The following is a 25,275-nucleotide window of genomic DNA, read 5'->3' as shown; positions in this document are numbered from 1 at the left end:
ATAAGTGTGAATTTTATATTTATAACTATCTAGCCATTCTGAGTCCGTTGTCGTTTTCACTAGGAGTTAATAGTTAAAGACGCTTTCACGTTTTAACTTTTATGACAATATCTACTTGTGCTTTTTGAGAAAGGGCGACAATCAGATAAATCTACACTAGGTAAAAGTTAGTTAATCTTTTACAATGTACCGCTACATATTATTTACTCAGACAGACAAGATAGAAACACTGATAATATTAAATGACCAAAACTAATACTGCGAAACATAATACTAAACGAGTTAATTTACTCGAAGACCCTGTTGCTAATACTCTTAAGCGTATGACCATTCCAATGATTTATGGCATGGTGCTTTTGATGACATTCAACTTAATAGATACTTTTTTTGTTGGGCTTCTAGGAACAAAGCCGCTAGCAGCGATTAGTTTTACATTCCCCGTTACTTTCACCGTACTGAGCTTAACTATTGGTCTAGGTATAGGTACCTCTGCAGTTATTGCTAAGTATTTAGGGAAAAAAGACACAAAATCTGCAAAGAATGCTGCGACAGCCGCATTGTATTTAGCTGCAATCATAGTGGCGTGCTTATCCTCAATAGGTTACTTCATAACAGATCCTTTATTTACCTTACTAGGTGCTCAGCCATCTTTATTACCTTTAATTCATGAGTATATGGATATTTGGTATATCGGAAGTGTCTGTTTAATTGGTCCTATGATAGGTAACGCAGTATTACGTGCGTCAGGGGATACTAAGACTCCGAGTATGATAATGGGTAGTGCTGGATTGATAAATGCAGTGCTAGATCCTATTTTTATTTTTGGTTTTGGACCAATTCCCGCCATGGGCATCCAAGGTGCGGCAATTGCGACCTTAATTTCATGGATTTTTGGTTTAGCTTACGTGTTGTATATCTTAACTAAAAAACATGACCTTATTCATACAAGTATGCTGCCGATAAAAGAGCTGGTGATTGCTTGTAAAGATATTTTAAAAATAGGTTTACCTGCTGCAAGTGCAAATATGTTAACACCCTTAGCCGCAGCTATTATGACTGCAATTGTGGCCTCATATGGTGAGGCTGCAGTGGCAGCCTTCGGTGTTGGCTCAAGACTGGAATCAATAGCTTGTTTGATAGTGTTAGCCTTATCTATGACGTTACCGCCATTTATCAGCCAAAATTTTGGTGCTGGGCAATTACACCGTGTTGAAACCGCATACAAAGTCGCAATAAAGTTTATCTTAGCCTGGCAAATAGTTATTTATATTATTATGGCGGTATGCGCGCATTGGATAGCAAGTGCTTTTAGTAAAGAGACTGACGTAGCTGAATTAATCAAACTATTTATTTGGATACTGCCGCTGGGGTATGGCTTGCAAGGAATTATTATATTAACAAATTCATCATTTAATGCTTTGCATAAACCTATGATAGCTTTGGGGTTAAGTATCGTTCGTTTATTTGTTTGCTATTTACCATTAGCTTATTTAGGAAGTTTACTTTACGGCTTACCTGGTTTATTTGCAGGTGCTTTATTTGGAAATATCGTGATGGCGATGATTTCGTACCGATTATTTAGTAAAGAATTTTCTCAAGTCGAGACAGCTTCAGCGGAGCAGGTGGTATGAAAAAGTTAACTATTTGTTCTGATTACATACCTAGTGGTGATCAACCAACGGCAATTAAGCAGTTATTAGATGGTATTGAATCAGGTTTAGCGCACCAAACACTTTTAGGTGTAACAGGCTCAGGCAAAACTTTTACCATTGCCAACGTGATAGAAAAGCTTAATCGGCCCACGATGATGTTAGCACCGAATAAAACCTTAGCAGCGCAACTGTATGGTGAAATGAAGGAGTTTTTCCCCAATAATGCCGTTGAGTACTTTGTTTCATATTATGATTATTATCAGCCTGAAGCATATGTGCCGACGACAGATACTTTTATAGAAAAAGATGCTTCTGTAAATGAGCATATTGAACAAATGCGCCTATCAGCTACCAAGGCGCTACTTGAACGTAGAGATGTCATCATCATTGCTTCTGTGTCTGCAATATATGGTTTAGGTGATCCTGATTCATACTTGAAAATGATGTTACACATCAGTCAAGGTGACATTATTAATCAGCGAGATATTTTGCGCCGCCTTGCTGAGCTGCAATATACTCGAAATGATGTTGCCTTTGCACGGGCTACATATCGAGTGCGTGGTGATGTCATTGATATATTTCCTGCCGAATCTGATCGTCTAGCTTTACGTGTGGAATTGTTTGATGAAGAAATTGAGCGCATAAGTCAATTTGATCCCCTCACAGGGCAAGTTGAAAGAACCTTGGCTCGGGTTACTGTATATCCTAAAACACACTACGCAACGCCTAGAGAGAAAATTCTAGCAGCAGTAGAACAAATTAAAATTGAGCTTAAGCATAGATCTCAACAACTTAAAGATAATAATAAATTAGTTGAAGAACAGCGCATCACTCAACGAACCCAATTTGATATTGAAATGATGACCGAACTTGGTTATTGCTCTGGTATAGAGAATTATTCTCGCTATTTATCAGGGAGAGAGGAGGGAGGCGCGCCACCCACACTATTTGATTATTTACCTGATGATGGCTTACTTATTATTGATGAGTCTCATGTTACTGTGCCACAAATTGGTGCTATGTATAAAGGAGATCGATCACGTAAAGAAAATCTGGTGGAATATGGTTTTAGACTTCCTTCTGCATTAGATAACAGACCTATGAAGTTTGAAGAGTTTGAAGCTATTTCGCCTCAAACTATTTATGTCTCCGCGACACCCAGTAATTATGAGTTAGAAAAATCTACTGGCGATATTGCCGAGCAAGTGGTTAGGCCAACGGGGTTACTTGATCCTATTATTGAAGTGAGACCGGTTGAAACGCAAGTTGATGACTTATTATCAGAAATTAATAAACGCTTACCATTAAATGAGCGGGTATTAGCTACAACGTTAACTAAACGCATGGCGGAAGATTTAACTGACTATTTGCATGAACATAACATTAAAGCACGCTATTTACATTCTGATGTTGATACGGTTGAACGTGTAGAAATTATAAGAGATCTTAGACTTGGAAAATTTGATGTTTTAGTTGGGATTAACTTGCTTCGTGAAGGCTTAGATATGCCTGAAGTATCTCTAGTTGCAATTTTAGATGCTGATAAGGAAGGTTTTTTACGCTCAGATCGCTCTTTAATTCAAACCATTGGTCGAACAGCTCGTAACATTAATGGCCGAGCCATCTTGTATGGAGACAGAATTACAGGCTCTATGCGCCGAGCTATTGATGAAACAGAGCGACGCAGAGTTAAGCAACATCAATATAATGTAGACAATAATATTACGCCACAAGGCGTTGTTAGAAAAATAACTGATGTTATGGGCGTTGGTGACTATAGCGATGCGAAGTCATTTGATAAAGTGGCTGAAGCTCATAAAAATTATCATATTAATCAACAAGCAGAAGAGCCTTTATTAACTACTACAGAAATTGACAGTAAAATAGTTGAACTTGAAAAAATAATGCAAGGACACGCTCAGAATTTAGAGTTTGAACAAGCCGCTTCTGTGCGCGACAAAATTGCAAAATTACGAGTACAGCAACTCTCTACTTAACTTGATGTTAGAGTAAACCAGTCGCATTAAATGATTCCGCACATGGGGTTATCTCAGCATAGCTTTAATAAATTTGTCAGATATGACTATCCCATATCTGACGTATTTTTTAATTCTTGTTTATCACAAACGCCCATAGGAGGGCATAAAAGGTTTTCATACACAGCTTTTGCTTTTGATAAGGACGTTTTAAAGATAAAGCTTATTAACGAATGAATAAGCATATTCGTCAATCTTTACCCTGCCTATAATCCTTTGTTTTTCGCTGAGTGGAAATAACTTAATGGGCTTAGTATTATTTAAGCTCTTGTATTGAGTAATGACCTAAGATATTAGCAATCGCATCACTACTGCAGTGGGGGAGGTGGCTAATTTCTTCTATTATTCGGTCCTGTATATCAACCGGGAATAATAATAAATGTTCCATATAAAGGTGAGCATGAGTTTCATTATTTGAATCAATCATCTGCTTCAAACGTCGTGCTTGATATTTCCAAGTCGCGCTCATAAGATATCCTCAATTATTCATTGAACATCTCTTAAGTCTAGGGCTAAAGCGCACCATTGGTTATAAAACTTTTGTCTTAAAAGCGAATCAAAGGAAGATAATAATCTATAGTTCATTAACATATTAATAAACATTGTGTTAATTTTTCAACTGAACAGAATAAAACTAGATTTTTTTAAATTAAGCGCAATGAGCCCGTGTATCGTGGTGGTTTTTGCGTTTAAACCGAGTAATTCTAGCCGGAAAACTTCCTTAGCAAAATTCCAATTTAACAGCTAATTTAGCTCGTTCTTGCTATGCAATGGGGTAGGTGAGCATACTCTTTTACTTCGACACAAGCGCAAAGGTTTAAATAATACTCTCGACAAAAAAGAAATAAAGAAAAAATTTAACCGCAGAAATTTGACTAAATATTATTGGCGGATAGTTGACTCTGATTCAAAAATAGCGGCAATTAGCTTAGTAGTAAACGGCTTTAGTTCTTCTATATGCTTGCACTACAATGTTTGTGGCACCGTTTGCATCTAATTTTGAATCAGTCATAGCTTCATGTCTTTACATCACTCATCTGCAGCAATTTCAGCTTTTATTCGTAAGGTATTGGGTCTGTAGTATTATTTTCTTCAAACGCTTCTAAGCGCTCTTGGCACGCACTACATTTACCACAAGCTTTATCTCGTCCGTTATAACAAGTCCAAGTATTACTGTAATCTAGACCCATCGAAATACCATCAGCAAGGATTGCTGTTTTATCAACGGTTAAGTAAGGGCTAAATATTTCGACACTCTCGTAATTGGCAATTTTACAAACATCATTCATTTTTTCGACAAACTCAGGTCGACAATCAGGGTAAATAGCATGGTCGCCAGAATGCGCACCATAATAAACTTGGTTAGCTCCAACTGATACTGCATAAGCTACCGCCAAAGAAAGCAAAATCATATTACGATTAGGCACAACCGTTGATTTCATATTTTCTGCTTCGTAATGACCTTCAGGAATATCAATATCATCTGTAAGTGAAGAACCTGCGAGTAATTGATTAATTGCCGAAATATCAATTACTTTGTGACTAAGGCCTAACTCTTTACAAACGGTGCTAGCGCACTCCAATTCTTTTACGTGACGCTGGCCATAATCAAAGGACAACGCAAATACTTGCTTTCCGTCTTTTCTAGCGCGGTTTAATACAGTAAAGGAGTCCATGCCACCAGAATAAATAACAACAACTTTTTCAGCCATTTAAAAGCTCTCTTAATTGATCTAAGGTATAATAATAATGCTTATTATTTTACTTGAAATAACTAATAGGCTAAAGCAGAAAGTGAATAGCACCGATATTAAACTAACCACAATGTAGAAGAGAAAATCATAATACCCATGAACTATAAAATTAATGAGCTTTTTGAAACGATTCAAGGGGAGGGATCCTTCACGGGCCAGCCATCAATTTTCATTCGACTGCAAGGTTGTCCTGTCGGATGTTCGTGGTGTGATACAAAGCATACTTGGGATATAGCACTAGAGGATCAAGTCAGTCCTGACACTATGTTCGCTAAAAATTCAGAGACCTCTCAATGGGCAAACTTTTCACCCGCGGACATTCTAACTTTAGTGAAAGAAAAAAACTTTAAAGCAAAACACATTGTTATTACTGGTGGTGAACCATGTATGGTTGATTTAACACCGTTATGTGAAAGCTTTGAAGAACAAGGCTACAGTACGCAAATTGAAACTTCTGGTACCTTCGAAATTCACACAACCAAAAAGTGCTGGGTAACCGTTTCTCCTAAAATTAAGATGCGTGGTGGTTATGAAATTTTAGCGAGCGCTATGACACGTGCGAATGAAATAAAACACCCTGTAGCAACAGAGCAGAATGTAGATGATTTAAAAGCACTACTCGCACTGCATCAAGTTGAAAAAACTCCAGTATATTTACAACCAATTAGTCAAAAGAAACGTGCAACCGAATTAGCGATAGCAACATGCATTGCTAACAATTGGCGCTTATCGGTGCAAGTTCACAAATATATTGGTATCGAATAATTAGACTTAGGCACTGAGTTAATTAACGAAGGTTTTTGGTACACGTTTAGATACTCGAGTTAATAATTCATAATTAATGGTATCGCTGTTTTGAGCAACGATATCAATATTTAAGTTCTTGCCCCATAACTCAACAGTATCACCGATTTTAGTGTGTATTAAATCGGTTATATCAACAGTGATCATGTCCATTGATACTCGCCCTACCAATGGAGCGAGAGCACCGTTAATATATACAGGTGTACCTGATTTAGCATTGCGAGGATAGCCGTCAGCATATCCTATAGCTACTGTTGCTAACATTGTATCTCGTTGGGCTTGCCAATTGTTACCATAACCTACAGATTCGCCAATTTTTACTGTATGTATAGCAATAATATTAGCTTGCAATGTCATCGCAGGAATGAGTGCTCGGGTTTTGGGGCTTTTACCGATAGGGGACGCACCATAAAGTGCTAAACCTAATCGATTATAATGGCCGTGACTCTCGGGCCAATTTAAAATACCAGCGGAGTTAGCCATGCTAAATTTACAACCGTATTTTGCGACTAATGCCTTTAATTTTTCGAGTTGTTTGCTAGGTCGAATACAATCAATTTGATCAGCGGTTGCATAATGTGAACATAATACCAAGTTGCTAATTTGTACAGCAGATAGTTGAGACATGACATGGTCAACTTGTTCAACTTGAAATCCTAGGCGATTCATCCCCGTATCAACCTTTAACCATATATCGCCAGAGAATTCAGGGCTAATTGATTTCAACCACCCTAGTTGATAATCACTGTGCAGCATTAAAGCAAAATTATTGTCTAGCGCTAACTCAATATCAGTTTCTTTAAGAGGGCCTTCAAGTACGAGTACCTTGGTATTAATCCCATCTGCACGAAGTGCTAATGCTTCGTCAATGAAAGCAACGGCAAGAATATTCACTTCAGTACTCAGTGCTTGAGCTACTTTGCTGGCATTATGACCATATGCATCGGCTTTGATAACGGCAATGGTATTGCTGTTACTTGATAGGCTCGCAATATATTGATAGTTTTTAACGAGGGCGTCCAAGTCAATAATTGCTTTGGTAAGTCTAGATGTATAACTCATGTGATTTCAACTGATGACTAGTGCGGGAAAATAAAGTGGGACAACGATATAATTGTCACTTATTTTTCTATTTATTAAGAGTTATCAGTGTACCATGATAATTATTGTGCGCTTTATCTTAATCGTAAAATTTGTGGTTAAGTGATTAAGTTATAGCAGATTGAAAACACCCCTATTCACCTTAATGAGAAAACTTCATGAACACGCAAGCAAAGTTAGTTAATGAGCTGAACAATATAACAACAGAAGGGCAAAACCCCAACACGCTGGATATAGACTTACTTGATTCTCTTGGTGTACTTAAAAAAATAAATACAGAAGATCAAAAAGTCGCTGCGATTGTGGGCCTGCTGCTACCTGAAATATCTAAAGGGGTTGACCTGATTGTTGACGCTTTCGCCGCTGGCGGTCGGTTAATTTATATCGGTGCAGGTACGAGTGGCCGACTTGGTGTACTTGATGCCGTTGAGTGCCCACCCACTTTCAGTGTGTCCAATGATCAAGTCATAGGTATTCTAGCAGGTGGCGATGGTGCTATGTATAAAGCGGTGGAGGGTGCTGAAGATAATAGAGAACTTGCTATTGATGATCTGAAAGCAGTTAACTTATCTCATAAAGATGTGGTTGTGGGTATAGCTGCCAGTGGACGCACGCCTTATGTCTTATCAGCGATGGCTTATGCCCGTGAGCAGGAGGCAAAAGTGATCGGTATTAGTTGTAGCCCTAATAGCCTTTACGCTCAGAATACTGATATTAATATCTGCGCGGTCGTTGGCGCAGAAGCTCTTACGGGCTCTACTCGAATGAAATCAGGTACTGCACAAAAACTTATTTTAAATATGCTAAGTACTGCGAGCATGATCCGAAGTGGCAAAAGTTATCAAAACTTAATGATTGATGTGAATGCCAGTAATGAAAAGCTTTATGCGCGCGCTGTTCGCATTGTGATGCAGGCAACAGAGTGTGATTTTGCTACGGCAGAGAAAGCATTATCTCAAGCAAAAAATCAAACAAAGCTTGCCAGTTTAATGGTGTTAACAGGTTTAGATTATCCTCAAGCAGAGGCTGCGTTAGCCAAGAAAAATGGCTTTTTACGAAAAGCGGTCGAACACCAAGCAAATGAGTGAAACATTGATGAAATTAGTGCTTATTACCAAAGTAGTTGCCACATTTATTAGCTTTTATCTATTCTCTTTCAGCTTACAAGCAAATATAAATCAAATCGTGGTAGGAGCAGAGCAAGTTGAACAGTACTTACCTGAATTAACAGGGAAAAGAGTAGGGTTAGTCGTCAATCAAACTTCTGCGGTATTCAAAGAACATTTAGTTGATGTTTTATTGAAAAATAACGTTGATATTAAGACTATCTTTGCGCCCGAGCACGGTTTTCGTGGTAACCATGATGCCGGCGAAAAATTTGATTCAAGTGTTGATAGTAAAACTGGCATACCATTAATTTCATTGTATGGTAAAAATAGAAAACCCACGTTAGCAACGTTAAAAAAACTTGATGTAATTGTTTTTGATATTCAAGATGTGGGTGTACGTTTTTATACGTATATCAGTACGATGCATTATATGATGGAAGCTGCAGCTGATGCAGGGATCAAATTCATTGTGTTAGACAGACCAAACCCAAATGGGGCATTTGTTGATGGTCCTGTACTTGAAAAAGAATTTCGTTCATTCGTTGGTATGCATACAATACCGTTATTACATGGAATGACTGTGGCTGAGCTCGCGCAAATGATTAAAGGGGAAGGTTGGTTAACAAGTAAAAATGAACTTAATCTCAGCGTTTATAAAGTAAAAAACTATCAAAGAGAAATGGCTTATCATCTACCGAAAAAACCAAGCCCTAACTTGCCAAATGCGCATTCAATAGCTTTATATCCCTCATTAGCATTTTTCGAAGCTACACCGGTAAGTATTGGTCGTGGAACACCTTTTCCATTTCAGGTGATCGGTCATGACAATATACATATTGGAGATTTTCGTTTTACTCCCGTTTCAATGCCTGGAGCTGCGAGCAATCCTAAATTTATGAATGTTAGCTTGCAAGGAGAAGATCTTCGCGAAGTGGTTAGTCATGGTTTAGATTTACGTTTTATCCTACGCTGGTATAACGCTTTTGCAAAACAGGAAACTACTTTTTTTAGTAGTCCAAAATTTATGGATAAATTGGCAGGTACGGATAAATTAAGAAAAGCCATTATGGCAGGTCAAAGTGCTGAGCAAATTAAATTAAGTTGGCGAGCGGCTATTATTGATTTTATGCAAAAACGTGAACCGTATTTGTTATATCCTTAATATCATCGAAATATCTACATAAACTATTCTGATGAGTTTCTGGCTTAATAGTTTTTCTTAATTCAAGGCAATTTTCGCGTCAATAGCAGAGCTATTGCAAGTAAATTTAACGCAGAAGTTAGGAAGAATAGTTGCTAGATAAACATTTGTTAAGCCGAGCTCAGGTTAGATTACTGAGTGAGATCTGTAACTTCTTAGCTCGGTATATCGTTAAGCTGCTGCTGTTTTATTACTGCCAGTAATTTTTGCCTTAGATAGTGCTTTATTTGCACGAGCAATTAAATCATTAAGATCTTCATCATACATTTGTGCAACCCCTGAACTACAGGTAATTTTAATATCATTTGGCCAACTGGCTTCCTGGATGGTTACTCTGATTTTATCAGCAACATCAACTGCTTGAGATAAATCAGTGTCAGGGCATACTAATAAAAACTCTTCAGTATTCCACCGAGCTACTGTATCACTGGAGCGGCATGTTTTATCAATGTTTTTGACAAACTTCTGTAAAATTTTGTCTGCTGTTTGTTGACCATAGTTAGGGTACAGATCCTCAAAGTAATCAATGTTAATAAAAATAATGCTTAATTTGTGTAAATCACTTGGTGTTAGTTGGTCAAAACATTTACGCAATCCAATACGATTGAGTGCGCCTGTTAAAGGGCACCTCATAGCTCCAAATTCAATGGGATGGCTCGATTGTTCTGGTGTTTCAATCAGTATTTTTTTTGCTGGCACCAAACGGCGAATGACATAACCAATAGCGATACTCCATAACATTATCAACAATGCTATGAGCGTTGTGTTTCCAATGTATTTCCCTTTTAATTCAATGCGTTTAACAATGAGTTGATAATTTCCTTGTTGTACTTTTGTACTCGGTGCAATAGCAATTGAATAGATGTTTGAAAAATCAGTTCCGCCATTATTTAGTGTTAAGTTATGACTATTGTTCCACCACTGAGGTATTGAAAAATCAGATAGCTTAAGCCAAACTGGGTTGGCAACATAAGCTTCTAAATACTCCAATGAATTTGGCTTTAAAATTACGTTATTTTGCTGCGTAGCGTAACTGGAATTAAAGTTTCGTAATTCAACGCGGGTGCCAGGTTGTGTCGGGTGATTATGTTCTATCCATAAACCTATTTGCTGATAATTTGATAAATCTAACCCTGTGAAAGGCTTTTGTTTACTTAAGTCTTGTAGGTTTACTATTAATTCACAATAAGGCTGATCAAGGTGAGAATTTGATATTTGACAACTAAATTTAAGGCCATGATTAGTTTTTACTACAGTCGCAATAGATGCGCCTAATGCTACGCGATCATCTACAACCTTAATGTCTGCAGTATTTAAGTTGATTACTTTATGTTTATCTATATCAAGAAACAGTAATGCAGAGATAATTATTGTTATAAATATCAGTGAAATAACAGCATAAAACTCAAGCTTTTGCTGCGAATCTTTTACTTCTTGCATGAAAGGGCAATTCCTTAAACTGGGTGAACGAGTCCAATCGTAAATATCCCATAAGGTTAAAGTTAAGATAAAATCTTTATTTGGGGAAAATTGAACATAACGCCTTATTACTTTAAAAGTAATACACCATTAGCAAAAATACCAATGTCTTTAGCCTAAAGCTCATTTTAAAGAGTTCAATTGACATACATCAAAAAAGATGCGGTATTTAAACAAATGATTATTCTTTTATTACAGTATATTGAATTGGATTGACTGTATTAAAAATACATCAAGTAATACTGTCTAATTTAGTATTGTTATAAGTAAAATATGTGTGTTGGATAAACACTGTTTCCGTAAAATGTTTACTGAAGAGCAGTAAAATAATACAAAAATTAATAAAATTAGCTAAAAAATTCTTACCTTGATTTATACGTTACTTTTGCTATTTAAATTCAATAAAAGTTATGTAAAGTAATGTTTATATAAAATATGTTGAGATGACACTTAATCAGACCTTCTTGAATATCTTTCTACTTCCTCCCTTTACTGAATGATTCAATCAATTGCAAAAACGCTCTTTTAGGCTAAACTTTTTGTAAATTAGTAATAAATATTTACTTTACCAATGTATGTTGCTGTTTGAAGGGTAGATATAGATTTATTTACACACATTGGGGGTATTATTATGAGTCAATATTTTCTCACTACCTGTCATCAATCAGCATTATTAGCGGCGAAAATTCTGCCGCAGACAACATCTAAACTTCTAATCTTTTTTTATCATTTCTTACGGTTTCAATTAAATATGTCGCCGCCAATTGGCATATACCTATATAAATTAGAGCGCTATTTCGTATTTGTTATCAACTTTTCACCGTTTAAATATGTAAATTCCATCGACAAATTACCAGGACTTCAAGATTTATCCGTAGAGAACGACAGGTACCTGGCTGATTATGGCTAAGCCTTTCGGGTTATTTTAGTAAATAAAACTAGCAGTTACATTTTGGTTAAAAATAAAAATTTATACATTTCAGGTACAAAAGGGAAAGTATTATGAATAGTTTTACCAATAGAGAGTCGACTACTATTCCTCAACAATTTGCACTGCGTTCTTGGGTCTCGCTAGAGCCAGGACTTGAGGAAAATGAGTGGGTATTGATAGATAACCGCAGCGGAGCTATTTGTACCTGTAATGATAGTGCAGGTGTCTTGTTGGTTGCCTTGCAAAATGGTACCACCTGCGACCAATTAGCTGATGCCTTGACCAGTCGATTCGATGTGTCGGTGATAGAAGCACGACAAGATGCACTACTTTTCATTCAACAACTCAGTGGTACAGGATTTGTTTATGAAAACTTCTAATACTCGAGTTGCCATTACTGGTTTTGGTGGCCTTGATATTCCACATGCAGGAGCAAGTGTCGCCAGAGCATTACGTGCAGGTTGGCAGGGACCGCTGACTATTGATGCGTTAGTTGATGATTCGGCGATGACGGGGGCATGGCAGCCTGGCTTGGTTGATACAGTGACACGGATTCACAGTCCGCTTAAAGGAGATGAGGCGTTTTATTCAAGTTTACTCCATGCTCAAAAAAAATTGGGGTTTACTGCTTTCATTCCATGCTTAGAGCAAGATATTGCTGCTACTGCAAGATTGGCAGAGCGACTTAGAAAAAATAACATAGATACACTAGTACCCAATGCCGATAAAGTTGCTCAATTGGGGTCACTCACCTTAGCCTCCTATCTACACCAACATCATATTGCGTATCCACACAGTTTGATTGCACACCATTTACATGAAGTAGCCCATTATGCCGATCATCTAGGTTATCCTGTTCTCGTCAAAGGCGCCGAATTAGAACTAATTGCCTATAACGCGGAACAGGTATTACGTTTTTCATCTGCGGTACTTGAGCGAGATCGACGGTCTGGCGTACTTTTGCAGGCCCGCATTGCGGGTGAGGCTTACTCGTTGTCTTGTCTTATTAATCAAGATGGTGAGCGAGTTGATAATCTTTCATGTAGAAAACTGGCTATCAACAGTAATGGCCATTCGGTTTGCAGCAGCATTATTGATAGTCCTGAGTTAGAGTCCCAAGGACTGGAGATCATCAAAAAGCTAGATGCTCGTGGACCTATAACTTTAGACTTGATCCACCCAACAGGCGGTTCAATTTACTTTTTAGAAGGTGTTAAATCCTCTCTACCTGATTGGTGTATGCTAGGTCATTGGGCCAATAAAAACTTAGCTGTAGAACTACTTCAACTATTAACCGAGCCTGAGATAGATAGCACGATAATCCCTGAAAATAGAACAAATGATGCCCCATTGTTAGTTCGTAGTATTACTGAAGCAGCAGTGCCACTCGATGATATGCAACATTTAGATCGCCATGGCCACATAAATGTGAAGGAAATAGATAACGCACAATCAAGAATCTACAATAGCAACACATCAATAGGTCAGTCTGACGGAGTGCGTGTTGCGGTAACCGGCACGAGTAGTTTTGATCTTGTTAATTCAGGTATTGGCGTTGCCAGAGCGTTACGAAGCGCCTCTGGTGGTTTACATTTAATTGGCCTTTGTTATGGCACATTTGACTCTGGGGCATATAACAAAGAGTTGTTTGATGTTTGTTTTCAATTACCTATTACAGAAAATGACAATACCCTATTCGAACAGCTTAAAAAAATTATAAAAATGCAGCCCATCGATGTATTAATTCCTTGTTTGGATGGCGAAATACCATTTTTTATAAAGTTTGCTGATGAGTTAAAAGAATTGGGCGTACATACTCTATTACCCAACCTAGATAGCTTTGAGAAACGGAGTAAAACACAGCTCTTTAGCGGTATTTATAAGGCGAATCAACAAGGTTTTGTGATCCCAGAAACTATAAGTGCCCGCAATGAAGATGAAGTGTTAGCAGCCGTTAAAAAAGTCGGTTTACCTGCCGTGGTGAAAGGGCCTATCTCTTTTTGTGTCACTGTGATTGATGAAAGTCAGGCGAAAGCAGCTTGGCACACTCTGTATTATGATGGAATGAAAGAAGTCTTAGTTCAGCCAATGATCAGCGGGCCAAGTTTTGCTGTAGCAACGGTTTGTAACCATCAGCATGAACCGCTAACAATGTTAACGGTGAAAAAATTAAGCTTATGCCCTAAAGGTAGTACTTGGCGCGCCATGCGGTTGCCTCAATTAGAATTAGAAGCAGCTTTTGCCCGTTTCTTAAAAGAAATTAAGTGGGTAGGGCCAGTAGAGGGGGAATTTATTAGGGACGAAATACTAGACCGCTTTTATCTTATTGAGATCAATCCACGTTTTACTGGCTGGATTTACTACTCTGCCACGCTAGGATCAAATCATCCCCAACAGGCTGTACGCACTGCACTAGGTGAAGAAATAACCCCTGAACCAGACAAAACAGACCTTGTATTTGTAAGAAGTACGACTGAATTACGATTACAGCCTTATCAATTGGCCTCTTTCTCGACCAAGGGATATCTACATCATAATCGAATTGTTTCAGACCAAATTAAGGAAAGTTGATATCATGACTATTGCACTTAAACCTTACCACCGACCAGTTATAGAGGTTTTGCCATTTTTGGCTTTGGAGAAACACCAACTACACAATATAACGGTCGCAGCAGATGAACCCTTAACGTTGGATACTGCTGACTTACTGCACAAGTTTGGCTCGCCACTTTACGTAGTGTCAGAGCAAAAATTACGTCAAGATTATAAAAATTTTAAACGCAGCTTTAGTGATGAACACGTTAATACCAAGGTAGCGTACTCCATAAAAACGAACTATTTACCCGCTGTTTGCGCCATTCTTCGTCAAGAAGGCGCCCAAGCTGAAGTCGTTTCCGGTATGGAATATGAGTTGGCACGCACCTTAGGTATTCCAGGCAAAGAAATTATATTTAATGGTCCACATAAAACGCAATCAGAACTGAAATTGGCACTGAGTGAAGGGGCACTGGTAAATATTGATAACTTCAATGAACTTGAACTCATAGAACAACTATCTGAGGAATTATTGACCCCTGCGAGAGTAGCTATCCGGGTCAATTTTCGTTTTGGAACTAATCCTTGGACCAAGTTTGGGTTTAACAATGAAAATGGTGAGAGTTTAGGTGCACTTAGGAAAATTTCCCGTAATAACAAGCTTCAATTTGAAGGTTTCCACTGTCATGTAGGTACCTTTGTTTTAGTCCATGAACTTTACGCTAATGCTGTTGAAAAGCTTATAGAATTAGCGAAACAAGCGAGAGAATTGGGGCTTAATCCGACGAGTCTTGATATTGGAGGAGGCTTTCCTTCAGCCAATACTCTCAGACCTGAGTACGACTTACCCGGCGGCAGTCAACGTACAAATAATGATTTTCTGCTACCTTATGCGGAGCATATTTTTGGTCAATTACGAAAACATAGCGAGTTATTTGGCAATAATCCAACGTTGATACTGGAGCCTGGACGCGCCATCGTCGATGCCTCAACACAACTTCTAAGTACTGTTATTGCAAAGAAAGAGATAGTTGGCGGCAGAAGTGCGGTTATTATTGATGCTGGTGTAAATTTAGTTCCAACTGTTTGTTATTACAATCATCAAATAAAAACGGTTGCAGCCACAACGACTGAAGAAAGAGGGTTATTAAAGCCAGTCGATATCTTTGGTCCTTTGTGTATGCAAAGTGATAGATTACGTGAGCAAATACTGATGCCTGCACTAAATGTTGGTGACCATCTGAGTATCGGTAATGTTGGCGCATATTGTCACACCCAGTCGAATCAGTTTATTCAACCCAGACCAGCGACCATATTATTAGGTGAGCAGGGACCAGAACTTATTAGACGGGCCGAGACTTTCCGAGATATATTTGCGCTTGATCTTTTGCCAGGCCGACTGCGTGATGATAAATGTCAATTTTAAAAATCATTTTACCGTTCAATGGAGATCATTCGCTCAACTTGCTTTTTTAGATCGGCAAACATCCGGTCTATTAATCTTTTTAGCTATTGGTTTCGTTTCTGTGTGGTCAGCTTTTGCAGCGATAATAGCTGTAATAATTAACAATAGCTTAAGCCTCATTATTAAAGACTACACTTTGCAAGAGTGGAGGCTAGGTATTGCTGGGTATAACGGTGCAATAATTGGCATGTATTGGGGCGACTCTATACTAAGCATCAAGGGTTTGTGCTTGTTTCTTATTACGCTGCTAGTTTGCCTATTTCTTGAATGCCGTTTACGTGCTTTACTCATCCCAAGGCAATTACCAATATTATCTCTTCCCGCTATGGTTAGTATTTTGTTTATTGTACTAACAATTTCAATCTTTTCATTAGATCCCAATTATCTATTTTTTACTGGGAAAGCTGTGCCTATTTTGCAAACGTATAGTAGAGAAGTTGCCATAATTCTTGTGGTGTCTGCTATGGCATATCAATATCCGCTTGCTACTTTGCAAACCCTAGGTATTAGCTTAGTAGGCGGTCTTATAGCTCAGTGGTTTACCGGATTAAACTTTTATGCTTTGGTAGACTTATGGGCAATTAACTTGCCACTAGCTTATTTCTCGATAAAAACACTATTTTTGAAACACTCTAGCTTATCGACATTAGCGGCAACAATGAATACATTGTTGGCAGGGTGTATATGGTTTTTCTGGTTCATCACTGGCTTAGAGCAATTAAGCGCGCCTCTCTTATTCCCATTTATTTTAAGCAGTTTAATAACATTAATTTTTTTCAGACGGTATAAAGATCATAACCTACTTCAAAGTGAACTTTGGAGAACATTTCAGCTGCTGTTATTCAATCGCTTAAGAGCGAAACATTGCGTGGCCATTACGGGATCAGGAATACGTAAAGGCGCACTGCCAGATTATCCCTCTGGCCAATGGTTAGATCCCAAGGTGCCAATCACTAGTTACACGCTAGCTGAATTTAAAGCGTCGAAACGTTGCCGTTATCTCTATTGGAAAGCATCGTATGACTATTACCAGCAAGCGTTGACAATGAATAAAAATAATATTGATAAACAACTCGATAGCTTGTTGAATTACTATTTGTCAGGGCTTTTTACTGAAACAGTCGATAGCCTTCTTACCAATGAACAGCATCCAATTTACGAATGTTATGGTTCAATAAAAAACTTATATTGCCTTGACTGTGCACAGCAGCAAGCTTGGCCTCCAGTACCACTTTGGTTACAACGAGATTTACACTGCCAACATTGTTCAGGGTTACTTAAACCACAAATTTTAGCGGCGGATGAAAACATTGATCCAGAGTGTTATCAAGCGTTGCAAACTAACATGGCGAATTGTGGCAGTTTGTTGGTGATTGGCGTACCGGCAGTTACTCCCGTAGTGTCGATGATAATTGAAAATGCTAACGCCAATAAAATCCCCATTATCTTTATCGGCACATTACCTTCAACTTATTTACTCGAAGCAAAAGACATACAGCTCACAGGTGATATTGCCAACTGGCTAACATACATTAACTGGTTCACAAATATACTTCATCCGTTGAAGTGGTACTGCAAATGGAAAAAATGAACTTAATCAAGATAAAAGTAATTATCTCGCTTGCTATCTTTGTGGTGGCAATCGTACTGATAATGTTGCAATTACCAGAAAACTCACAGGGTGAAGTGATTGTATTGTCAGACAATGAATCAGTAGATAAATCTCCATTGTCAGTTACCATAATGCACCCTGAAGGAGTTGGTCCCCATCCCGCTGCTGTCTTACTACATGGCTGTTATGGCGTTTCAAATAAACACCATCAGTGGAGCAAAACTCTCAATGAATGGGGATATACAACCTTGATTGTAGATAGCTTCAGTCTTCAAGGTATCCAAGAAATTTGTACAGCCGACGACCGCATTTGGCAACACTTTAATCAGCAAAGACCTAAAGATGCTTTGATTGCCTTAAATTACTTACAGTCACTCAGTGAAGTCAATTCTAACGAAATTGTTTTATTTGGCTGGTCTTATGGCGGTGCCATAACATTAAAAGTATTAGAGAAAAGTTCTACCACACAGGGAAAAGGTTACAGCGCAGGCATTGCATTTTATCCGAGTTGTTGGCAGTACCAGCAATATATGATGTCAGGTAAAGACTATAAAGCTGCCGTACCTATCCGTATTTTGATGGGGGAAGACGATGAATGGACTCGACCGATCCACTGTCAACAATTATTAAATAGTGATAAAGATGAATTACAGCAGCAATTGTGGACATACGCAGGTGCCTATCATAATTTTGATGATCAACAACAACGATATCAGTTTTTAAATCATGTTCGACGAGAATCAAAACAGCATCCCTGGGGAGGTGTTCATGTTGGTTATAACAAGCAAGCGCACCTCGATGCACAAGCAGCTATAAAAACATTTTTAAAAAACAACTTCAGCGAGCAAAAAAGATTAAGTCCTGAAGCTCTTTTAGACGCTGCAGCTTCACTATGAATAACCTCAAGCTGAAAATCAAAAGTCAAATAACCCACGTTCTCTTTAATAACTAAGTCATATTATTTTTTCCCATAAAGCTGTTCGGCTTTGTTATACATTAACCATGAAGTGACTACATATTTCTCATCAGATAACGGGATATGGCCTTTATGCGTATGAGTAAAGCCCGCAGGAAAAATAATTAAAGAGCCTTTTTTCGGTTTAACTTTTATTCCTTGATAATGAAACTCGGTTTCACCACCTTCTTCGACATCATTTAAGTAATATAAAAATGCTAACACACGATGTAATGGTTTATTATGGGGCAGTTGTGGGAATATCTCTGAATGCCAGTAATGATAACCGCCAACACCTTTTTCATATTGCTGAACAGTAAAGTTGTCGTAACAAAAAACGTACTGAATTAACTGGTCTAGATAAGCAGTACCCAAACGGTCAAAATTTTCTTTAGTCACCGATGTAGGTAAACCTGTATCCGGATCTCTAACTGTGGGATTCAATGCTGAAATTAACGCCATATAATGTTCAGTTAAATAAGATTTTACATGTGGGTAGCTAGCATTGATCAGTTCAAGTTGTAGTGCTTGCCAGTCTTTTTCAACCATAGTGACATCGCGACTATCTTTTAGCTGCGTATTGACACCGCTACCCACTCGACCTTTAGCAACTTTGTCACTTTTGTGGTGGCCTTGAATGAGTTTATCGCACAGTTCATCAGGTAAAGCGTTGTCAAACACACCTATAAATTGGCTCATTAGTTATTCTCGTCGTTTCTAATTCATTTAATAGCATAGTTTTATATTTTATTTTAACGTAGAGTTCAATCTAATTGTTAATATTATGTAGCAATATTGTTGTGATGCATAATTACTCTCGCTATAAAAGGCAATAATGAAAGTTGTCTTTTTACGATTTTTTATATATTACCGTTGATATGTTGCCGTTGATATATTGGTATTTTGTTGGGGATTGAATTGATAACTTTTTTTATCAGTTATCAGGTTTAAATGTAAATGAATAGTCATCAATAATGCATAAGAGAAGACTGACGATAGATACACCGTATTATTGTTATAAAGTGTAATAGTAGTTATTAACCTTATTGACGGACTAAAATTATTTGATTAGCATAACTGCCGAATATTCTGATATTTTTAATAGTAGAGCATAGGTTACAAATGAAAAACACTTGGGTAGGCTTAGTACTAGTATTTTTGATTGCATTGCAATCATATGCTGCTGTGGCTGATTCAGATGAAAGTCATGTAGTCGACTCTCAACATATACAAACAGAACATTCACATGAAAATGATGATATTGAACATTTCGACGAATCATCAGACTCCGAACATAATATTAAAGACTGCCACCATTGTGGTCATTGTCAAGGCGCTCATACCCAGTGGGTCGCCAGTAATAAATCTGCACTAGCAACTCTTAAATTCATCAGCACAAATCAATATTTTTATACTGATCATGCGGATAACGTTTTCGCAGAAGAGCCAATACGCCCCCCCATCGTTTAATTTAATTTTAACGCTATCTCCGTAACAAACTTATCCTTAACTAGCACTTCACTTAATGTAATTTAATTGACGTTAGTCTAGTGGTTTATCTTGGTTTAGTTGCGGCATTTGATTATTAAATTAAGAGATTATTATGAAATTCTTATCAGTAAAATATGCTGGAATCGCGCTATTCATCGGTTTGGCTGTCGTATCAACTACGGCATTATCGTACAAGGGATCGACCGTAGAAAAAACGCCAGCAGTAGAACAACCTATCATTCTAAAAACTGACCACGATCATGACGCTGAAAGTGAAAACGTACTTGATAAAAGTGGTCATGAACACGGTGCTGATGACAGCACAGACGACCATGCGACTGAGGAAAAATCGGATGACGGCCATGACCATGGTGGTGAATCAGCGAGTGAATCAACGACTGCAGAAGATCATGAAGAAGGCATTAGCTTTAGCCCAGAGAAAATGGCACTCGCCCATATCAAAGTCACTAATTTAAAGCCGACAATTTTCGCTAAAAGTGTCTACGCGCCTGGAGAAATAAAAGCAAATGGCTATACCAGTTATATTGTTTCTCCACGTACGGAATCGGTGGTGATCAGTCGCCACGCTATTTTGGGTGAACATGTTAGTAAAGGGCAGGCTTTGGTGACCTTATTTAGCGAATCAATGGCGGCAGCACAAGCAGAATATCGTGTTGCTTACAGTGATTGGCAACGAACTAAAAAATTAGGTCTTGGTACAGTCAGTGAAAGCCGTTTATTAGCCAGTGAAACAGATTACATATCAGCCTATGGTCGATTAACTGCTTTTGGTTTAACCAAAGCTGCTATTCAAAATATTGTAAAAAATAACTCGTCAAATCTTGGTGAATATACCTTAGTTGCCCAACGCTCTGGTGTGGTATTAAGTGATGATTTTTCTCAAGGTCAACGTGTACCTGCAGGCGAAAAAGTTATGGTGTTGGCAGATGAGAAAGACTTATGGGTTGAAGCGCGTGTTTCACCAAATAAAAAGTTAAGCCTTCCAATTGGCACCTCAGCAAAAGTTGAGTTTGCTGGACAAGTGCATGAGGCTAAGGTTATTCAAGAAGCACATACTATTGATCCAAGTACCCGTACCCGAATTGTTAGATTGTCAGTTGAAAATACAGATGACAGCTTGCATTCAGGCATGTTTGTTAATGTAAATTTTCAGTTCGATACTCAAGGGCCCGTAATAGCAGTACCAGAGACTGCATTAATGCGTGGAGCAGATGGTGATTGGACGGTATTTGTAGAAGATCATCCCGGTGAATTTAAAGCCGTTGAGGTTGAATTAGGCCAACCTTTAGGTGATTACCGTCAAATCATTGGTATTGAGCCTGATACCCGCGTGGTAACAAAAGGTGCATTTTTTGTGGCATCAGAAATAGCAAAAGGCGGATTTGATCCGCACGGCCACTAGGGGAATAAGGTTATGTTTAATAAAATGATTGATTGGTCGATCAATAATCGACTTTTGGTAATTATCGCCTTAATCGTCACGATAGCAGCCTCTGTTATGGTGATCCCAAAACTAAATTTAGATGCTTTTCCTGATGTAACCAATGTTCAAGTGGCGGTAAATACGGAAGCTCCCGGCTTAGCTGCTGAAGAAGTTGAACAGCTAATAACTTATCCCATTGAAGCGGTGATGTATGCATTGCCTGATGTAGAGCAAGTACGCTCTATTTCAAAAACGGGTTTATCGGGTGTCACGGTTGTTTTTAAAGAAGGGACAGACATATATTTTGCTCGTCAGTTAGTATTTGAACGACTACAAGCGGCAAAAGAGTTAATTCCTCAAGGCGTGGGTACCCCAGAAATGGGACCAAATACTTCAGGTTTAGGCCAAGTATTCCAGTATTTATTAATTGCAGATAAAGATTCCGGTTATGATTCCATGACCTTAAGAAGCTTGAATGATTGGATAGTGAAGTTATTAGTTATGCCCGTCGATGGCGTAACTGACGTATTGTCTTTTGGCGGCAACGTTAGGCAATATCAGGTAAATATTGAACCCAATAAATTGTTGTCATATGAGTTAACGCAAGATGATATTGTGACGGCACTTGATAACAATAATGCCAATGTTGGCGGTTGGTACATGAACCGCGGACAAGAGCAATTAGCTATTCGTGGCACAGGTTGGTTTAATAGTGGTGATGCTGGTTTATCAGATATTAGCCAAGTTCCGGTTAAAACAGTTGATGGTACTGTGGTGACTATCGAAGATGTGGCAAGCGTTTCACTGGGGAGTGAAATACGTCAAGGTGCGGTAACTATGACGCGCAGAGATACACAAGGCAACATTGAAAACTTAGGTGAAGTAGTTTCAGGCATAGTATTAAAACGTATGGGAGCCAATACCAAAGCTACCATTGACGGTATTGATGTTCGTATTCCTATGATCAACCAAGCACTACCTGAAGGTGTTCGTTTTGAACCTTTCTATGATCAAGCAGATTTAATTACCAAAGCAGTTGATACCGTAGTTGAAGCATTAGCCCTTGCTTTCATATTTATTGCTATTGTACTTGCGCTATTTTTAATGAACTTGCGTGCAACATTTTTAGTATTAATTTCAATTCCTATTTCAATTGCTATCGCCTTGATGGTGATGTCTTGGATGGGTTTATCAGCAAATTTAATGTCGTTAGGCGGAATTGCCGTTGCTATTGGTATGTTAGTTGATGGCTCTGTAGTCATGGTTGAAAACATGTTCAAACATCTAAACAGACCAGATACAACGTACTATAAAAATGTTCAAGCGAGAAATATAGGTATTGAGGCTGACCAGCATGATATCGAGCATGATATCGAGCATGATGAAGCAGGTATTCCTTTGCGTTTAAAAGCAGCAGGGAAAGAAGTTGCGCGTCCGGTATTTTTTGCTGCTTCTATAATTTTAGTGGTCTTTACACCCTTATTCAGCTTTGAAGGGGTGGAAGCTAAACTGTTCCAGCCGATGGCTATCAGTATTATATTAGCGGTTATTTCCGCTATTTTAGTCGCACTACTTGTTGTACCTGCCTTAGCCACTTTTATGTTCAATAAAGGCGTTAAAGAAAGAAAAAGTTTTGTCTTAAAGCCCTTAGATAAGCTATATCGTAAAGGGCTAAAGTCAGCGATGAAACATACAAAAGTAGTCATTGTTGCCTCAATAGTTTTACTCATAGGAGCCGCTTCGTTAGTTCCACAAATAGGTACTGAATTTGTACCAGAATTAGAAGAAGGCACCATTAACCTAAGAGCAACGTTAGCGCCATCATCAAGTTTAGAAACAGCTTTATCGGTTGCTCCTATTCTCGAAGAAAAGTTAATGGAGTTCCCTGAAGTAGAATATGCCCTAAGTAGAATTGGTCGCGCTGAAATCGGCGGTGATCCTGAGCCGGTAAATAACATTGAAATATATATTGGTTTGAAACCCATTTCACAATGGACCAGCGCTAAAAGTCGCATTGAGTTACAAGGTTTAATGGAGGAAAAGCTTGAGCAGTTCCCTGGATTATTACTTAACTTTTCACAGCCAATCGCGACACGTGTTGATGAATTACTATCAGGGGTTAAAGCGCAACTTGCCATAAAATTGTTTGGCCCAGAGCTAACAATGCTGGCGAGCAAAGGGCAAGAAATAGAATTGGCCATCAAACAAATTCAAGGCGCAAGAGATGTTGCTTTAGAGCAAATCGCGGGTGAAGCGCAATTAGTGATCAAACCCAAAAGACCACAATTGTCACGATTTGGCTTGTCGGTAGGTGATGTTATGGCGGTGGTTAAAAATGGTATCGGTGGTGTTAGTGCAGGGCAAATAATTAATGGTAATGAACGTTACGATATTTATGTACGCATTGAAGAAAAATACCGTGATAACCAAGAAGCTATTGCAGACCTTAGAATACAATCACCTACAGGTGCTTGGGTACGTTTAGGCGATATTGCTACTGTGAGTTTTGAATCTGGCCCACCGCAAGTGCGCCGTGATGATGTGCAACGACGCGTGGTAATTCAAGCGAATGTTCAAGGCAGGGATATGGGTAATGTAGTCGCTGATATTCGTCAAACCATTGCAAATAAAGTGGACTTACCTGCAGGTTATTCAGTGGTGATTGGTGGTCAATTTGAAAATCAACAACGTGCACAACAACGACTATCAGTAGTGGTGCCTTTATCGTTAGCGTTAATTGCCTTACTACTTTATTTTGCCTTTGGCTCTGTTGGTCAAGCGCTGTTGATATTGGTGAATGTACCTTTGGCCGTTATCGGTGGTATTTTCTCACTGTATATTTCAGGACAATACTTGTCCGTACCAAGTTCTGTAGGCTTTATCACCTTGTTCGGTGTTGCCGTGCTTAATGGGGTGGTGATGGTTGAAAGCATTAATCAGCTGGTAAAAGATGGTGTAGATACTTCAAAAGCTGTTTTTGATGGGGCAATTTCACGTTTACGTCCGGTGCTTATGACCGCTATTACCTCAGCATTAGGCTTGACCCCTATGCTAATGTCTAATGGGGTAGGGGCTGAAATTCAACGACCACTAGCGAGTGTTATTGTCGGTGGCTTGGTTACTGCGACCTTACTCACCTTATTTGTGTTACCTGTTTTATATGCTTGGTTCTCAAAAGCCAAGATCAAAGATCTTAGAAGATAATTAATTAAGCTAAAGGGTAATGCACGTTACCCTTTTTTAGGATGATGAAAAAATTGAATAACAAGGGTGAGATAGAGTACAAAATAGGGTTGGTTTAGGTAAATTAATTAGTCTATTTGGTTTTAAAAAATAAGTTTTAATATCAAAATAGTTTTATTTCTAGTGTTAATTAAACCGTTTATTGATACAGCTTATTATAATTCCTTCTTTCTACAACAAAGCGAGCAATTTGCCTCCTTTCACACATCAACCACTTAACTCAGTATTTTTAACTCATTGATCTATAGAGAACAATCAAGTAACCTCATTTCATTATAAAATTATGGACGATTTTTCCCCTCTGTAGAAAGAAGGAATTTTGCCTCATAATAAGCTGTTATGTTTTTCGGAACGGTTATCACTATGAAAAAAGTTAGAAGGAATAATCGTAAAGGACGAAAAAATAGAAAAAATCGATTACCTTCATTAAGTTCTGATTTTCAATTCGAATTAAAAGAGATAT

General features: G+C 38.3%; 19 protein-coding genes. 14 read left to right on the top strand and 5 right to left on the bottom strand.

What is annotated here, in order from left to right:
- Positions 1 to 242 precede the first annotated feature (242 nt).
- Together ND2E_RS07335 and uvrB are read left to right on the top strand one after the other, a co-directional pair.
- Complete coding sequence (locus tag ND2E_RS07335; RefSeq protein ID WP_033094591.1) at positions 243 to 1,631, top strand: MATE family efflux transporter; 1,389 nt, start codon at positions 243 to 245, stop codon at positions 1,629 to 1,631.
- A complete protein-coding gene (gene uvrB / locus ND2E_RS07340) occupies positions 1,628 to 3,649 on the top strand; it encodes an excinuclease ABC subunit UvrB (protein ID WP_033094590.1) in 2,022 nt (673 codons plus the stop codon). Before ND2E_RS07335 ends, uvrB begins: the two co-directional genes overlap by 4 nt.
- A gap of 295 nt (positions 3,650 to 3,944) precedes the next feature.
- On the opposite strand, the gene ND2E_RS07345 is transcribed toward uvrB, so the two are convergent.
- Both ND2E_RS07345 and queC read right to left on the bottom strand, forming a co-directional pair.
- Complete coding sequence (locus ND2E_RS07345) at positions 3,945 to 4,157, bottom strand: hypothetical protein (RefSeq protein ID WP_033094589.1); 213 nt, start codon at positions 4,155 to 4,157, stop codon at positions 3,945 to 3,947.
- 586 nt (positions 4,158 to 4,743) lie between these two features.
- Complete coding sequence (gene queC, locus ND2E_RS07350) at positions 4,744 to 5,400, bottom strand: 7-cyano-7-deazaguanine synthase QueC (protein ID WP_033094588.1); 657 nt, start codon at positions 5,398 to 5,400, stop codon at positions 4,744 to 4,746.
- Between the two features lie 138 nt (positions 5,401 to 5,538).
- Between queC and queE the strand changes: the two genes are divergently transcribed.
- A complete protein-coding gene (gene queE / locus ND2E_RS07355; protein ID WP_033094587.1) occupies positions 5,539 to 6,207 on the top strand; it encodes a 7-carboxy-7-deazaguanine synthase QueE in 669 nt (222 codons plus the stop codon).
- 18 nt (positions 6,208 to 6,225) lie between these two features.
- Here the strand turns inward: queE and alr are convergent, their stop codons facing one another.
- A complete protein-coding gene (alr, locus tag ND2E_RS07360; RefSeq protein WP_033094586.1) occupies positions 6,226 to 7,308 on the bottom strand; it encodes an alanine racemase in 1,083 nt (360 codons plus the stop codon).
- 197 nt (positions 7,309 to 7,505) lie between these two features.
- On the opposite strand from alr, the gene murQ reads away from it, so the two are divergent.
- Together murQ and ND2E_RS07370 are read left to right on the top strand one after the other, a co-directional pair.
- Positions 7,506 to 8,435 (top strand): N-acetylmuramic acid 6-phosphate etherase, encoded by a 930-nt coding sequence (murQ, locus tag ND2E_RS07365; protein WP_033094585.1) that lies wholly within the window; start codon positions 7,506 to 7,508, stop codon positions 8,433 to 8,435.
- Between the two features lie 7 nt (positions 8,436 to 8,442).
- Positions 8,443 to 9,618 carry an exo-beta-N-acetylmuramidase NamZ family protein gene (locus ND2E_RS07370; protein WP_052056729.1) on the top strand — a complete coding sequence of 392 codons (1,176 nt, stop codon included), beginning with the start codon at positions 8,443 to 8,445 and terminating at the stop codon, positions 9,616 to 9,618.
- A gap of 210 nt (positions 9,619 to 9,828) precedes the next feature.
- Here ND2E_RS07370 and ND2E_RS07375 read toward each other — a convergent pair whose 3' ends face one another.
- Positions 9,829 to 11,097, bottom strand: coding sequence for a GGDEF domain-containing protein (locus ND2E_RS07375; RefSeq protein WP_033094584.1), 1,269 nt, complete (start codon positions 11,095 to 11,097; stop codon positions 9,829 to 9,831).
- Between the two features lie 670 nt (positions 11,098 to 11,767).
- Here ND2E_RS07375 and ND2E_RS22965 point away from each other — a divergent pair.
- The 6 genes from ND2E_RS22965 to ND2E_RS07400 all read left to right on the top strand — a co-directional run bounded on the left by ND2E_RS22965 (position 11,768) and on the right by ND2E_RS07400 (position 18,575).
- Entirely contained in the window at positions 11,768 to 12,046 is a 279-nt protein-coding gene (locus ND2E_RS22965) for a hypothetical protein (protein ID WP_150113769.1), read from the top strand.
- 92 nt (positions 12,047 to 12,138) lie between these two features.
- Positions 12,139 to 12,447: a PqqD family protein gene (locus tag ND2E_RS07380; RefSeq protein ID WP_033094583.1), complete on the top strand. Its 309-nt coding sequence runs from the start codon at positions 12,139 to 12,141 to the stop codon at positions 12,445 to 12,447.
- On the top strand, positions 12,434 to 14,638 hold the full coding sequence (locus tag ND2E_RS07385) for an ATP-grasp domain-containing protein (RefSeq protein WP_033094582.1): 2,205 nt from the start codon (positions 12,434 to 12,436) through the stop codon (positions 14,636 to 14,638). Before ND2E_RS07380 ends, ND2E_RS07385 begins: the two co-directional genes overlap by 14 nt.
- A 4-nt stretch (positions 14,639 to 14,642) precedes the next feature.
- Positions 14,643 to 16,028 (top strand): alanine racemase, encoded by a 1,386-nt coding sequence (locus tag ND2E_RS07390; RefSeq protein WP_052056696.1) that lies wholly within the window; start codon positions 14,643 to 14,645, stop codon positions 16,026 to 16,028.
- Positions 16,009 to 17,658, top strand: coding sequence for an urea transporter (locus ND2E_RS07395; protein ID WP_033094581.1), 1,650 nt, complete (start codon positions 16,009 to 16,011; stop codon positions 17,656 to 17,658). Before ND2E_RS07390 ends, ND2E_RS07395 begins: the two co-directional genes overlap by 20 nt.
- A complete protein-coding gene (locus ND2E_RS07400; protein WP_033094580.1) occupies positions 17,646 to 18,575 on the top strand; it encodes a dienelactone hydrolase family protein in 930 nt (309 codons plus the stop codon). Before ND2E_RS07395 ends, ND2E_RS07400 begins: the two co-directional genes overlap by 13 nt.
- A 62-nt stretch (positions 18,576 to 18,637) precedes the next feature.
- Here the strand turns inward: ND2E_RS07400 and ND2E_RS07405 are convergent, their stop codons facing one another.
- Positions 18,638 to 19,333, bottom strand: a complete 696-nt coding sequence (locus ND2E_RS07405; protein ID WP_033094579.1) for a 2OG-Fe(II) oxygenase — start codon at positions 19,331 to 19,333, stop codon at positions 18,638 to 18,640.
- A 423-nt stretch (positions 19,334 to 19,756) separates the two neighbouring features.
- On the opposite strand from ND2E_RS07405, the gene ND2E_RS07410 reads away from it, so the two are divergent.
- The 3 genes from ND2E_RS07410 (at position 19,757) to ND2E_RS07420 (ending at position 24,773) form a co-directional block, all read left to right on the top strand.
- On the top strand, positions 19,757 to 20,104 hold the full coding sequence (locus ND2E_RS07410; protein ID WP_033094578.1) for a hypothetical protein: 348 nt from the start codon (positions 19,757 to 19,759) through the stop codon (positions 20,102 to 20,104).
- A 133-nt stretch (positions 20,105 to 20,237) separates the two neighbouring features.
- Positions 20,238 to 21,548, top strand: coding sequence for an efflux RND transporter periplasmic adaptor subunit (locus ND2E_RS07415; protein ID WP_052056694.1), 1,311 nt, complete (start codon positions 20,238 to 20,240; stop codon positions 21,546 to 21,548).
- Positions 21,549 to 21,560: 12 nt separating this feature from the next.
- Positions 21,561 to 24,773: an efflux RND transporter permease subunit gene (locus ND2E_RS07420; RefSeq protein WP_033094577.1), complete on the top strand. Its 3,213-nt coding sequence runs from the start codon at positions 21,561 to 21,563 to the stop codon at positions 24,771 to 24,773.
- Positions 24,774 to 25,275 lie beyond the last annotated feature (502 nt).

It is taken from the genome of Colwellia psychrerythraea, from assembly GCF_000764225.1.
Classification (GTDB): Bacteria; Pseudomonadota; Gammaproteobacteria; order Enterobacterales; family Alteromonadaceae; genus Colwellia; species Colwellia psychrerythraea_D.
Note: the sequence above shows the minus strand (reverse complement) of the source record. Positions and strands in the feature narration are given on the sequence as shown.

What these genes read in the sequence shown, in the direction of transcription:
- ND2E_RS07335 (WP_033094591.1), top strand. Translation starts at nt 243, where the DNA reads ATGACCAAAACTAATACTGCGAAACATAATACTAAACGAGTTAATTTA.
- uvrB (WP_033094590.1), top strand. Translation starts at nt 1,628, where the DNA reads ATGAAAAAGTTAACTATTTGTTCTGATTACATACCTAGTGGTGATCAA.
- ND2E_RS07345 (WP_033094589.1), bottom strand. Translation starts at nt 4,157, where the DNA reads ATGAGCGCGACTTGGAAATATCAAGCACGACGTTTGAAGCAGATGATT.
- queC (WP_033094588.1), bottom strand. Translation starts at nt 5,400, where the DNA reads ATGGCTGAAAAAGTTGTTGTTATTTATTCTGGTGGCATGGACTCCTTT.
- queE (WP_033094587.1), top strand. Translation starts at nt 5,539, where the DNA reads ATGAACTATAAAATTAATGAGCTTTTTGAAACGATTCAAGGGGAGGGA.
- alr (WP_033094586.1), bottom strand. Translation starts at nt 7,308, where the DNA reads ATGAGTTATACATCTAGACTTACCAAAGCAATTATTGACTTGGACGCC.
- murQ (WP_033094585.1), top strand. Translation starts at nt 7,506, where the DNA reads ATGAACACGCAAGCAAAGTTAGTTAATGAGCTGAACAATATAACAACA.
- ND2E_RS07370 (WP_052056729.1), top strand. Translation starts at nt 8,443, where the DNA reads ATGAAATTAGTGCTTATTACCAAAGTAGTTGCCACATTTATTAGCTTT.
- ND2E_RS07375 (WP_033094584.1), bottom strand. Translation starts at nt 11,097, where the DNA reads ATGCAAGAAGTAAAAGATTCGCAGCAAAAGCTTGAGTTTTATGCTGTT.
- ND2E_RS22965 (WP_150113769.1), top strand. Translation starts at nt 11,768, where the DNA reads ATGAGTCAATATTTTCTCACTACCTGTCATCAATCAGCATTATTAGCG.
- ND2E_RS07380 (WP_033094583.1), top strand. Translation starts at nt 12,139, where the DNA reads ATGAATAGTTTTACCAATAGAGAGTCGACTACTATTCCTCAACAATTT.
- ND2E_RS07385 (WP_033094582.1), top strand. Translation starts at nt 12,434, where the DNA reads ATGAAAACTTCTAATACTCGAGTTGCCATTACTGGTTTTGGTGGCCTT.
- ND2E_RS07390 (WP_052056696.1), top strand. Translation starts at nt 14,643, where the DNA reads ATGACTATTGCACTTAAACCTTACCACCGACCAGTTATAGAGGTTTTG.
- ND2E_RS07395 (WP_033094581.1), top strand. Translation starts at nt 16,009, where the DNA reads ATGATAAATGTCAATTTTAAAAATCATTTTACCGTTCAATGGAGATCA.
- ND2E_RS07400 (WP_033094580.1), top strand. Translation starts at nt 17,646, where the DNA reads ATGGAAAAAATGAACTTAATCAAGATAAAAGTAATTATCTCGCTTGCT.
- ND2E_RS07405 (WP_033094579.1), bottom strand. Translation starts at nt 19,333, where the DNA reads ATGAGCCAATTTATAGGTGTGTTTGACAACGCTTTACCTGATGAACTG.
- ND2E_RS07410 (WP_033094578.1), top strand. Translation starts at nt 19,757, where the DNA reads ATGAAAAACACTTGGGTAGGCTTAGTACTAGTATTTTTGATTGCATTG.
- ND2E_RS07415 (WP_052056694.1), top strand. Translation starts at nt 20,238, where the DNA reads ATGAAATTCTTATCAGTAAAATATGCTGGAATCGCGCTATTCATCGGT.
- ND2E_RS07420 (WP_033094577.1), top strand. Translation starts at nt 21,561, where the DNA reads ATGTTTAATAAAATGATTGATTGGTCGATCAATAATCGACTTTTGGTA.